The following is a 12,071-nucleotide window of genomic DNA, read 5'->3' on the forward strand; positions in this document are numbered from 1 at the left end:
CCTGAATCCCGGCCGCGGTCTCGACGTCGGCAACCGCGGAGATCGCCCGGTGCGCGGCGGTGCCGACCCCGGTCGCGACCACGATCGCCCGGGCGTGCCCGGCGACGATGGTGCTGCCCTCGAACAGCATGCTGGCGCGGTCGGGGTCGTTGACTGCGACGGGATCCACCTGCTTGTCCACCGGAAGCGATTCGCCGGTCAGCAGGGACTCGTCGACCTCGAGGTCTTCGGCGATCAGCAGGCGCGCGTCGGCGGGCACCACTTCGGGCGCGGCCAGGTCGATGACGTCGCCGGGCCGCAGCGACTTGGCGGATACCGTCGCCGTGCGGGTCGCGTGCCGGGCCGCCTCGAGCCGGCGGCGGGTCGTCGCGACGGCCGGAACGACCACCCGGCGCACCAGCTGGTCCTGCTCGGCGAACAGCTCCGCGGCGGCGGATTCGGCCCGAAGCCGTTGCGCCCCACCGGTTATCGCGTTGACGGTCATGACGCCGGCGACCAGCAACGCGTCGATGTTGCTGCCCACGATCGCCGAGGCCGCCGCGCCGACGGCCAGGATGGGGGTCAGCGGATCGGCGAGCTCGGTGCGGGTGGCCGACGCCAGCCGGACCGCGTTGTGCAACGGCTTGCGCAGCGGTTGCAGCGCCGGGCTGTACGACAGGTCGTCGAGGCGCCGCCGCCAGGACGGCTCGGTTTCGACGGCCATCGGCCGCGCGCCGCCGGCCAGCCGCGAGTAGACGATCTCGGGATCCAGTGCATGCCAGGCGGTCAGCGGTTGCGGTGTGGGGTCGGGCAGCCGGAGCACCCGGGCGGCCGAGAAGGTTCCCGTCACCAGCGCGGTGGCCGCGGCGGCGTTGACAGGGTTGAGCCAGCGCCGGAAGCTCACCGGGCTGGTGCTGGCCTCTTCCTCGCCGGTGACCAGCAGCAGTCCGGCCAGCGTGGTGCCGCCCTGCGCCAGGTGCACCGCCGACTCGCTGGCCGAGCGGGCCACCGGGATCGCCGAGAGGATGCGCACCGCGTCGGCCAGATCGGTGCCGGTGATGATGTCCGCCGTCCACGCCGTGGCGGCACGCGGATCGTCAAGGGCCACACCGACATCGGCGATCGCGAGCGCGGCCAGGGTGTCGGTGGAGGCGAAGTCCCGATGTAGCGCGGTGATCAGCAGCACCGGTCCCCGGTCGGCGCGTAAATCCCGGACCACGTTAAGCAGCGGCGTGCCCGGCGGGTGCGTGGTCCCGACGCTGGCCGTGAGATCTTCGGTGCCCGCGACATGGCGCAGCACCACCCGCGCGCCGGTGCGGTTCGCGGTCTGGAACAGCGGAATCGCGTACGGGTCGACCTCCCAGCCCACGTCGACGCTGCCCACGCATTCGCCGTCGACGATCAGATCCGCGCTTTCCAGACCCTGCGCGGGCGTTGCCGAAGAACCTTGGGTGCGAACCCATCTCAGACGCGCGCCGGTCGCGGGTAATTCGTCCGGGTCGGGCTCGGGCGCCTCTTCGCCGTGCAGCAGCGCGTCGGCCACCTCGTAGACGCGGTCGTCGTCCCAACCGGGAGCGTCTCCGCGGACCCGCAAGACGGCGCGATGATCGCCGCGCAGCGCGGCGCCGTCGATGACGACCACCTTGACCCGGTCCAGGCGGCGCAGTGCGCCCGGGTCGAGGACCAGTTGCCCGGAATGGGCGAGCCCGCGTCCCAGGATCGCGGCGAACGCCTGACGGCCCATGTGCGCGGCCCGGGGCACCCCGGCTTCGATGGCCGCGGCCGCGTCCTCGGTGCCGCCGCCGGCGACCAGCGCACTGACGGCGGCGATCAGCGAGCCGTTGGCCGCCGAATCGACGTAACTTTCCACCGGCCCGGCCATCGAGCCTTTCGCCTTGTCCATCGCCGCGTCGATGGTGCCGCCGACCACGACGTGGGAGGCCTCACCGGCGGCCGCCGCGGCCCAGCTGTGCCGGGGCAGCTCCGACTTGGCCGACGAGATGACCGGGACCACCGGAGCCTGCGGGCGGTCGGGGGAGGCCAGCTGCGGCTCGCGGTCTTGCCACACGCGACGGTGCGCCGACGCCTCGGAAACTTGCAGGCTGCGTTGCACCAGATCGAGCAGCGGCGTGCCGACCGTTTGGGTTAGCCCGTAGGCGGCTGCCGTGGTCGCGGCGAGCGCGATGTCGGTGCCCACGCGACCCAACCGCGCCTCCAAGATCGAGACCATCCGCGGTTGATGGTTGATGAGCGCGGCGGCGGCCCGGGTGGTTTTGGGCGCTGCGGGCAGTCGGGTCACCCAACCGGTGACCGCGGCGCTCACGGCGACGAGGTCCATGGCCGCCGCGGTCAGGGGCACCAGAATCGCCAGCGGGTTGCCCGGGTCCGCGAAGGGCGCGGAAGGCAGTTGCGGCTCCGATTTCGACCAGGTGATGTCGGCGGCGATCGAGGACACGGTCGCGCGCACCTCGTCCAGGACGGCGTCGCCGTCCGCGTCGTCGGCCAGCTCCACCACCAGGCGGCCCAGCGCGCCCTCGACATGCGCCTTGGCCACACCCGGGATCCGGCGCACCGGCTCCTCCACGACGGCCGCGTACTCGCCCCAGCGGGGGAAAGGCAGCAGCGGATCCAGATCCAGGTGCACCCGGTGCCCGCTGTGCCAGCGCACCGGCGGCAGGATCGCGGCGGGGGAGCCGCCGGACGAACCGTCCAGTCCGATCGCGCGGCCCGTCGTTTGGGCAACCGACTGAATGACCGGGCCGGCGAGGTCGGTTACCGGGCTGGCCAACGTCTGCAGCGCGCCAGCGGCGCCCGCCGCGGTGGACACTCCGGCCCGCACCACCTGCGCGGCTCCGCCGGCTACGCCGGCGACGACGCTGGAAACGCCGGGAATCTTCACTCGTCACCCTTCAACTACGTCTACCGCGCCTAATGATCCTGACGTGTGGAGGACCTGTCCACACGTGGGCCGGGAAGGTAAAACCGTGCGAGGACACCGCAGACGACGCGAGCCGATGCGAGCCGATGCAGGTCGGGCCTCCCTCAGAGAGCAAGGGGTGCGATTGCGTCCCTGCTCAGAGGTTACCGGGTTGCCGCCAAACCAAACGTGGGGAACAACCCGGCGTCGAGGAAGACGGTGATGCTCGCGACCCCGGTAACACCGGTGGTCAAGACGTGAATCGAATGTGCCCGCATCGTCTGATCGGCGCCACGCCGGTATTCGGCAACGGCGGGTTGCGCATTCGCGGCTGTCGGGATCATCACAACGTCGCCGGGCGGGGCCAGGGCGCGTCCGGCCAGGAACCGCAGCACGGCGTCTCGGCCGGTGAACCACACTGGCATAGGCGGCATTTCGAGCTTGACGTCCGCTTGCAGCAGCGCGGTCAGCGCGGCCATGTCCGCGTTTTCGAATGCGGCGCAATACCGGTCGAGCAATTCGCGGCGCTCGGCATCGCCGGGCTCTGACATGGTCTCCTCGGCGGGCGAGAGTTCGGCGAGGTGGGCCCGGGCGCGCTGCAGCGAACTGTTGACCGCCGCAGGCGTGGTCTCGAGAAGCTCGGCAACCTCGGCGGCGCTGAACTGTACGACGTCGCGCAGAATCAGCACGGCGCGCTGCCGCGCCGGAAGCTCTTGAAGGGCGGTCATCACGGCCAGCCGCACGCTCTGCTTTGCGGTCAGATCGTCTTCCGGGCTCTTGAACATCATCGCGTCGGGAATCGGCTCGAGCCAGGCGTGGGCGCCGGCCTTCGCGTCGAAATCGGCGTCCGGGTCGACCGATCCGTTGCCCACCCCCATCGGCAGCACGCGCCGGGCGCGGTTCTCCAGCGCCCGCAGGCAGGCGTTGGTGGCGATGCGGTACAGCCACGTCTTCAACGCCGCGCGTTCCTCGAACGCCCGATAGCCGCGCCAGCCCCGCAGATACGTCTCCTGGACCAGGTCTTCGGCGTCGTGCACCGAACCCAGCATGCGGTAGCAGTGCGCGATCAGCTCGGCACGAAAAGGCGCCGCCTGTTCGACGAAATCCTCCTGCGCCGGCACGAGCCTCTCCTTCCGGTGGGTGAAGAACCTACTCCCTTAGAGACACCGGGCCGCCGAAACTCATCGGGCCGGACGCGATGAATCCGGCCGTCGCGCCGTATCTGAATTGGTGAAGACGCTGCCACGGCCGCAGCACCCACCGCAGAGAGAGAACGACGATGAACCAGTCCCGCACCACCCATGCCGACGGGCTCGCCGACACCACCGCCATCGTGACCGGCGCGGGCCGCGGATTCGGCCGCGCAATCGCCGCCGCGTTGGTGGCGGCCGGCGCACGGGTCGCCGGCGTCGCGCGCACCCGATCACAACTCGAGGAGGTGCGCGCCCAGCTCGGCGACGCCTTCACCCCGGTGGTGGCTGACGCCGCCGACCCGGCCACAGCCGACCGGCTGATCGACGAATACCGGCCGCGCACACTGGTGCTGTGCGCCGGAGCGACGCCGCCGATGGCGCCGTTGCAGGAGCAGACCTGGGAGACGTTCAGCGCGAACTGGAACACCGACGTCGCGCAGGCGTTTCACTGGGTTCGCCGCGCGGTGTGCCAGCCGCTGGCGCCGGACAGTTCGGTGATCGTGATGTCCAGCGGCGCAGCGGTGAACGGATCACCGCTGTCTGGAGGCTATGCGGGCGCGAAGGCTACCGTCAGGTTCATCGCCAGCTACGCCGCCGCCGAATCGCAACGCGCGGGCCTCGGGATCGGCTTCACCGCCGTGTTGCCGCGGTTGACGCCGGCCACCGACCTGGGCGCCGCCGCCGTCGCAGCCTACGCCCAGCGGCAAGGCGTCGACGTCGACTCGTTCGTGCAGGCCGCCGGGCCCGCGCTCACCGCCGAACAGGTCGGTAAGTCGGTGCTCGAGATCGCCACTGGCGCCGCCGCCGACCATGACGCGTACCTGCTCACCGCCGCCGGCCTGTCGCCGCTGGCGGCCTGAGAACTCGGAGAGGAAAGGCAGACGGCAATGAATACACCGCCGATCGTGTCCGCCGAGCAGTGGGCGAGCGCGCATCAGGAACTGCTGGTCAAGGAGAAGGAGCTCACCCGGGCCCATGACGCGCTGGCGGCCCTGCGGCGCCGGATGCCGTGGACGGCCGTGGACAAGCGGTACGAGTTCGAGGGGCCCGAGGGCAGGGTCGACCTGTTGGGCTTATTCCACGGCAGACGACAACTCGTCGTCTATCGCGCCTTCTACGGGCCCGACATCCACGGCTGGCCCGACCACGCGTGCCGGGGCTGCTCGATGATCGCGGACCATATCGGCAACCTGGCCCACCTCAATGCCCGCGACACCACGCTGGTGTTCGCTTCGCGCGCACCGCAGGCCGACATCGAGCGACTCAAGGCGCGGATGGACTGGAAGATGCCGTGGTACACCATCACCGATCAATTCGACAGCGATTTCGGCGTTGACGAATGGCACGGCACCAACGCCTTCATCCACGACGGCGACCGGGTGTTCCGCACCTACTTCATCAACAACCGCGGCGACGAGGCGCTCGGAACCACGTGGAGCTTCCTCGACATGACCGCGTTGGGGCGCCAGGAAAACTGGGAGGATTCGCCGGAGGGCTACCCGCAGAGCGCCCCGTACGAGTGGTGGGACTGGCACGACGCGTACGGCATGCACGAGCCGTCGCGCTGGTTCGGCGAGCCGGACCCCAACGATCCCAACGACATCCGGCCGCCTCGCGAAATCTAAAGCCCGAAAACACGAATGCGCGGTAGCCGTCGACCGGCTACTCGCGCAATATTCGGGCGATGGGAATTCGCTACAGAATTCGGTGGTTCGCCCTGCCTACCTGGTAGCCGGTCGGGAACGACTTCTCGATGACCTGCAGCTGGTGGTCCACCCTGGACTCCAGCTCGAGCACCACGCAACTATCGCTGAAGGATTTCGATTCGAGAACTATGTACCGCTGACCACAATCGGTGATCGGGTCGCCCGAGTGCAATTTCTCGACCGGCACCGACTCCGGAGTTTCATCTGCCTCCATTCCTGACACGTTAGGTCAATTCCGCAGGCGAGGGAATAGACCGTTACGTGCGATCGCCTTGCGGCTGCTTGAAGTACACGCTGACGTGAGAGATCAGCCCATCTTCGCCCTGCTCGAAGAGGATGCACTCGGGCCACGTGGTCGCAACGCTGTCGATCTCGAACGTCTCGGACAGCTCGGCGTAGGAAACCCGCGCATCCACGCGCGAGACCCGCCGCACCTCCAACCGATGCCCTTCAAGACCGGTGCACACCTTGCGCAAGTAGGCGACGTAGCGTGCCTTGCCCTCGACCACGTCGCAGAACGGCCCCTCCCTGATCAGGCCACCCTCGGTGATGGTGTCGGCCAGTCCGTCCCAGTCGTGCGCGGCCAGGCATTCCAGGTAGCGCTCTACGACTTGACCTTCCGCAGCGTCGCCCATCACGCCTCCATCCTCGGCCCCGCGCCGAGCGTAACGCCACGGCGAACAAACCGGCAGAATGTCGCCGTGACGTTACATTCGCGGGCACTGTCGTTGTTGTTCGTCCACGCCGACCGGACACTGAGCGAACACGTGCCCGCGCCATCCGACGCCGTCCGCGACTTCTACGTGGATCTGGACAACATCAAGCTCGTGCACCCGCTGATCGTGTCCGTGAAAACGTTGTCCCGCAGCGAAACCCCCGACGGCTACCACCAGGCCTACCGCGTCGTCGACCGGATCCCTATGGGGCCGTTCACCATTCGCACCGGTTATCACGCCCGGCTGCGGGTGCCCGTCAGCGGCGACGTGCTGACCGAGGCCGACCAGTCACCCGGGGTCCAGTTGCGCGGCACGGTGAGTTTCGATCCGGTCGGCGGCGGCACCCGGATCACCGAGCGGATTTCGATCACCACCCCGCGGCTGTTGGCCGGGGTGACCATCCGCGAAGCGGTCAAGGCGCACGTCAAGATGCTGGCCGGCATCCGCAGGCACTTCGAGTCCGGTTGAGCCGCTGGGACGAGTCCGCGCCCGTGGTCACACGCCGGCGAAATCGATGACGCCGCGAATGTTGCGGCCCTCCCGCAGGTCTGCCATCGCCTCGTTGATCTGGTCGAGCCGATAGTGGCGGGTGACCAACTCGTCGAGTTTCACCGCGCCGGCCTGATACAGCGACAACAGCATCGGCACGCTGGTGCGCGGATTCATCCCGCCGTACAGCGCGCCGCGCAGTTGTTTGGCCGACAGCGTCATCTCCTGCAGCACCAGCGGAACCGGCGGTTCGGTGAACGGGGTGATGCCGGTGAGCACGCAGACCCCGCCCTTGCGCAGCAGCGCCATCGCCAGCGGCAGCAAGTCGACATGCACCACGCCGGGGCAGACGACGACGCGGTCTGCCATCAGCCCCGCGGTGATCTCGTTCACCAGCGGTATCGCGTCCTGCGCGGAGGCGGCGGTGTGCGTGGCGCCGAAGATCTTGGCCGAATCCCGTTTGGATTCAACCGGATCCACCGCGACGACGTACTTCGCACCGACGGCGCGCGCCCCTTGCAGGGCGTTCATCCCGACACCACCGGCGCCGAGGACGACGACGGTGTCGCCCGGTTCGGTGCCCGCCGAGACCGTCGCGGAGCCCCAGCCGGTGCTGACCCCGCACGAGACGAGCGAGGCGGCATGGAACGGGATCGCGTCGTCGATCTTGATGACCGACCTCTCCGAGAGCACCGCATATTCGGCGAACGTGCCGAGTTGCCCGTAGGCCAGCAGGTCTTCGTCGCCCAGGTGCCGCCGGCAGGTTCCGTCGGTCGGCATCTCCCGGACGAACAGGCTCGCCCCGATGTCGCAGATGTAGCTCTGGCCGTTCACGCAGAAGCGGCAACTGCCGCACGCCGGAATGAACGACAGCGCCACGTGATCGCCCGGCCGCACCGACGCCACGCCGGGCCCCACCTCTTCGACGACACCGGCACCCTCGTGCCCGCCGAGCAGCGGGAACCAGTCCGGCGCCGGCTGGCCGCTGGCGGCGATCGCCTCGGCCGTCGGGACCACGTCGCCGGTGAACAGATGGTCGTCGGAGTGGCAGATTCCGGCGACGGCCATCCGGACCATGACTTCACCGGCGTGCGGCGGGTCCAGCTCGATCTCCTCGATGTCCCAGTCCTGGCCGACCCCGCGGATGACAGCGGCACGACATTTCATTTGCGACCTCCCTTTCGTGGCCTGGCGGGGGCTCAGCGCGCCAGGCTCGCCCGTAGTTCACGCTTGAGCACCTTGCCGTAGCTGTTCTTCGGTAACTCGTCGACGAATTCGTAACGCTTGGGCCGTTTGAAGCGGGCGATGCGCTCCAGTAGATGGGCGTCGAGCGCCGCGGGTTCGACCGCGCCGACGATGAACGCCACCACCACCTCACCCCACTCCTCGTCGGGGGTGCCAACCACGCACGCCTCGGCGACGCCGGGATGTTCGAGCAGCACCTCCTCGACCTCCCGCGGGTAGATGTTGCTGCCGCCGCTGATCACGACGTCCTTCGACCGATCCCGCAGGGTGAGGTAACCGCGCCCATCGAACGAACCCATATCGCCGGTGTAGAGCCAGCCGTCGTTGAGCGCGCCGCGGGTCGCCTCGTCGTTGTGCCAGTATCCGGACATGACCGCGTCGCCGCGGCAGACGATTTCGCCGATCTCGCCGACGGGCGCCGGGCTGCCGTCGGCGCGCAGCACCGCGACCTCCATGCCCGACCGCGCATACCCGACCGATCCCAGGATCGCGTCGTCGTCCGACTCGTGATCGGCGCGGCGCAGTCCGGTGATGGTCATCGGTGATTCGCCCTGCCCGTAGATCTGCGCGAAGATGGGGCCGAACGCCGTGATCGCCTTGCGCAGGCTTTCGACGTACATGGGTCCGCCGCCGTAGACGATCGTCCGCAGATTGGCCGGGCGGCCGCGGCCCGTATCGACCAGCCGTTGCACCATCGTCGGCGCCAGGAACGCGCTGGCGCCCGGGTGGTGTGCGCAGAGGGCGAGGAACTCGTCGGGATCGAATGCGCCCGAGGCGGGCAGGATTTGCCGCGCACCGCGCAGCGTGTACGGCAGGATGTAAAGTCCCGACCCATGCGACATCGGCGCGGCATGCACCAGGCTGCAGTTCTCGTCCGGATCGTCGATGTCGGCGAGGTGGGCGACCGTCATCGCCGTGAGGTTGCGGTGCGAGAGCATCGCCCCCTTCGACCGGCCGGTGGTTCCGCTGGTGTAGAACAGCCACGCCAGCGCCGAGGGGTCCGTGCGCGGCGGCCGCGCCGGGGCGGCGGCGAACCGCCGCGAATAGTCCTCGGAATCAAGGATTTCCGTGGGCGCCGCGGTCATCGGGGCGAGCTCGGCACCGATGGCCGACGACGCGAATACCCTTGCGGCGCCGGCGTCCTCGAGGATCTGTGCCATCTCGCGCGGATGCAGCTTGTAGTTGATCGGGACGACGACACATTCGGCCGCCCAGATCGCGAACATCAGCTCGACGATCTCGGGGCGGTTGTGGGCCGCGATCGCGACACGAGCGCCCGCGCCGTGCTGCCCGCGGATCGACGCGGCCAGCCGTAACGCCCGGTCCCGCAACTCGATCCAGGTGCACACCCGGCGTTCCCCGACGTACAGCGCGCCGCGGTCGGGGAACCGGCTCGCGGCCTGGTCGAGCATGGCGAACAGATTCATCGCTCGGTCCACCGCGACGACAGCCCGAACTCGGAGAGGTACTTCGTCGAGCTCCAGCCGCCGTCGACGACGATCGTCTGGCCGTTGATGAAACTGCCACCCGGCGAACACAGAAAGGCGACCGTGCTGGCGATGTCGTCGATGCGGCCCAACCGCTGATGCGGCGTCATCTCGGTGTTGATCTTGCGGAATCGCTCGTCCTCCAAGCGCTTCTCCACCATCGGCGTCACCGTCACCCCGGGGGCGACGGCGTTGCAGCGAATGCCGGACGCGCCGTACTGGCAGGCGATGTGGGTGGTCAGCGCGGTCAGGCCGCCCTTGGCGGCCGAATACGCGCCGCCGCGCAGGCCGCCGACGACGGCGAAGGTCGAGGTGACGTTGATGATCGCCGACCCGGGTCCCATGTGTGGCAACACGTCGCGCGCCAGCCGAAACGGTGCCCGCAGCATCAAACCCAGGAAGTAGTCCAGGGTTTCGTCGTCGGTCTCGTGCAGCGGCTTGGGGCTACCGACTCCGGCGTTGTTGATCAGGAAGTCGATGTGGCCCCAGCGGTCGACCGCGAGGTCCACGATGCGGCCCGGCGCGTCGTCATCGGTCAGGTCGACCGCCAGCGTTGCGACGCGATCCGGATCACCGACCGCCCTTGCCAGTTCGGCCAGCCGACCTTCGTCGCGGCCCGTCCCGAGCACTGCCATGCCCATCTCGGCGAGCTTCGTCGCGCACCCCAAGCCGATACCGCTGCTTGCTCCCGTGACGATCGCGACCTGCATCTCACCCATCCTTCGTCAATTCCTGCGTTAAGGCCGCCCGGATCCGATGCTTGAGAACCTTGCCCGCGTCATTCTTCGGCAGGGCGTCCCAGATCTCGACCTGTTCGGGCGCTTTGAATTTGGCGACGCCCTTGCTCACCAACAGCGCAAGCAAACTCGCGACATCCGGGGCCGCCACACCGGTGGGAACGATCACCGCACAGGCCCGCTCTCCGGTACGGTCGTCGGGCAGCCCGACGACCGCGATCTCGGCGATGCCCGGATGGTCGGCGAGCAGGTCCTCGACCTCCTTGGCCGAAATGTTTTCGCCGCTGCGGATGATGACGTCCTTAGCGCGGCCGGTCACCACCAGGTACTCGTCCTGCGAGCCGGATGAGACCCAGCGTCCGAGATCGCCGGTGCGGAAAAAGCCTGCGTCATCGAAAGACTCGGCGCCGTCCTCGGGATGAAGATAACCCCGCAGCATCTGCGGGCCGCGCACGCAGATCTCCCCGTCACCGGTGGGCGCGGTCTGGTGGGCGACGAGCTTGATCTCGGCGATGCCGGGCCGGCCGTCGGTGTCCGCCGCGGCACCGGCCTCGTCGGGCCGGAGAGCGCCGACGGTCGCGACGGGCACTTCCGTGCAGCCGTACACCCGGGTGATCACCGCGCGATCGAAATAACCTGCGGCGCGGCGGATCAACGACGGCGACACCGACGCGCCGCCGCAGATGAACACCTTCAGGTCCGGCAGACGGGTGCCGGCGCGCTCGGCGGCCGACAGCAGCTGCTGCAGAAACGGCGTCGCCCCGGCCATGTGGGTACACCGCTGCGAGTCCATCAGCGTGACCGCCTCCGCGGCGTCCCATCGGTCCATCAACACCGCGGTGGTGCCCAGCAGCAGCGGGCATTCGAAAGCGTATATCGAGCCGCCGATGTGCGCGACCGGCGACGGCACCAGGAACGTGTCACCCGGCGCGATCATCCAATGGTCGCGGATCTGGCAGATCAGCGCGTGCAGCGAGTTATGTGTGTGCAGAACGCCTTTCGGACGACTCGTGGTGCCCGACGTGTAGAGCACCATGCGCACGGAGTCGGGATCCAGCGCCGGCAGCGCAGCGGCGCCGGAGGGCGGCCGCTGCAGCAGTGAGCCGTACGATGTGTGCGGACCGGCGTCACCGCGCAGCACCACCACCTCCGGCGCGCGGCTCATTGGCCTCGTCACGCGTTCGATCATCGCCGCGTAGTCGTGGCCGCCGTAGCTTTCCGGGACGAAAAGCAGTGCGGTGCCGGCATCGTCGAGGATGAAGCGCAGGTCGTGGTCGCGCAGCGACGGCAGGATCGGGTTCACCACCATCCCGGCGAGGGTTGCGCCCAAATAGATGACCGCGGCCTCGTGCCAGTTCGGCAGCATGAACGACACGACGCTGCCGGTCGGCATGCGCGCCGACAGGGCGACCGCGAGCGCGTTGGCCTGGGCGTAGAGCGTGGCGCAGTCCACCCGAGTATCGCCGTCCACCAAGGTGATTCGCCGGGGAGAGGCTTGGGCGGCCGCGCGCAGCGCGTCGGCCAGCGTGGTGTGCACCCATAACCCGCGCCGGTATGCTTGCGAAGCCTGCGCCGTGTCGTGGGGCGCCCGGGCGGTCACCG

The 12,071-nt window shown here is 69.0% G+C and carries 10 protein-coding genes and 1 pseudogene; 3 read left to right on the top strand and 8 right to left on the bottom strand.

Features of this window, described 5'->3' with window-relative positions; all coding sequences use genetic code 11:
• Together DQP58_RS03850 and DQP58_RS03855 are read right to left on the bottom strand one after the other, a co-directional pair.
• Nucleotides 1-2,878, bottom strand: a pseudogene (locus DQP58_RS03850) (cation-translocating P-type ATPase); the annotation flags it as partial.
• A 182-nt stretch (nucleotides 2,879-3,060) separates the two neighbouring features.
• The gene (locus DQP58_RS03855; protein WP_112707184.1) at nucleotides 3,061-4,017 is read right to left on the bottom strand and encodes a sigma-70 family RNA polymerase sigma factor; all 957 of its coding nucleotides are present in this window, start codon (nucleotides 4,015-4,017) and stop codon (nucleotides 3,061-3,063) included.
• A gap of 158 nt (nucleotides 4,018-4,175) precedes the next feature.
• Here DQP58_RS03855 and DQP58_RS03860 point away from each other — a divergent pair, with 158 nt between their 5' ends.
• The gene (locus DQP58_RS03860) at nucleotides 4,176-4,949 is read left to right on the top strand and encodes an SDR family NAD(P)-dependent oxidoreductase (RefSeq protein WP_112707185.1); all 774 of its coding nucleotides are present in this window, start codon (nucleotides 4,176-4,178) and stop codon (nucleotides 4,947-4,949) included.
• Nucleotides 4,950-4,976: 27 nt separating this feature from the next.
• Nucleotides 4,977-5,714 (top strand): DUF899 domain-containing protein, encoded by a 738-nt coding sequence (locus DQP58_RS03865; protein ID WP_112707186.1) that lies wholly within the window; start codon nucleotides 4,977-4,979, stop codon nucleotides 5,712-5,714.
• Between the two features lie 70 nt (nucleotides 5,715-5,784).
• Here DQP58_RS03865 and DQP58_RS03870 read toward each other — a convergent pair whose 3' ends face one another.
• Together DQP58_RS03870 and DQP58_RS03875 are read right to left on the bottom strand one after the other, a co-directional pair.
• A complete protein-coding gene (locus tag DQP58_RS03870; protein ID WP_112707187.1) occupies nucleotides 5,785-6,009 on the bottom strand; it encodes a hypothetical protein in 225 nt (74 codons plus the stop codon).
• Between the two features lie 43 nt (nucleotides 6,010-6,052).
• Nucleotides 6,053-6,430 carry a nuclear transport factor 2 family protein gene (locus DQP58_RS03875; protein ID WP_112707188.1) on the bottom strand — a complete coding sequence of 126 codons (378 nt, stop codon included), beginning with the start codon at nucleotides 6,428-6,430 and terminating at the stop codon, nucleotides 6,053-6,055.
• Nucleotides 6,431-6,496: 66 nt separating this feature from the next.
• Here DQP58_RS03875 and DQP58_RS03880 point away from each other — a divergent pair, with 66 nt between their 5' ends.
• Nucleotides 6,497-6,979, top strand: a complete 483-nt coding sequence (locus tag DQP58_RS03880; RefSeq protein WP_112707189.1) for an SRPBCC family protein — start codon at nucleotides 6,497-6,499, stop codon at nucleotides 6,977-6,979.
• 27 nt (nucleotides 6,980-7,006) lie between these two features.
• On the opposite strand, the gene DQP58_RS03885 is transcribed toward DQP58_RS03880, so the two are convergent.
• The 4 genes from DQP58_RS03885 to DQP58_RS03900 are packed head-to-tail and all read right to left on the bottom strand — an operon-like array spanning nucleotide 7,007 to nucleotide 12,069.
• On the bottom strand, nucleotides 7,007-8,167 hold the full coding sequence (locus DQP58_RS03885; RefSeq protein WP_112707190.1) for an NDMA-dependent alcohol dehydrogenase: 1,161 nt from the start codon (nucleotides 8,165-8,167) through the stop codon (nucleotides 7,007-7,009).
• A 32-nt stretch (nucleotides 8,168-8,199) separates the two neighbouring features.
• Nucleotides 8,200-9,672: an AMP-binding protein gene (locus tag DQP58_RS03890; protein ID WP_205869327.1), complete on the bottom strand. Its 1,473-nt coding sequence runs from the start codon at nucleotides 9,670-9,672 to the stop codon at nucleotides 8,200-8,202.
• Entirely contained in the window at nucleotides 9,669-10,451 is a 783-nt protein-coding gene (locus DQP58_RS03895; RefSeq protein WP_082976136.1) for an SDR family NAD(P)-dependent oxidoreductase, read from the bottom strand. The genes DQP58_RS03890 and DQP58_RS03895 overlap by 4 nt, the downstream gene beginning before the upstream one ends.
• Nucleotides 10,444-12,069 (bottom strand): AMP-binding protein, encoded by a 1,626-nt coding sequence (locus DQP58_RS03900; protein WP_112707192.1) that lies wholly within the window; start codon nucleotides 12,067-12,069, stop codon nucleotides 10,444-10,446. The genes DQP58_RS03895 and DQP58_RS03900 overlap by 8 nt, the downstream gene beginning before the upstream one ends.
• Nucleotides 12,070-12,071 lie beyond the last annotated feature (2 nt).

This window comes from Mycobacterium colombiense (assembly GCF_003284975.1).
GTDB classification, from domain to species: Bacteria; Actinomycetota; Actinomycetes; order Mycobacteriales; family Mycobacteriaceae; genus Mycobacterium; species Mycobacterium europaeum_A.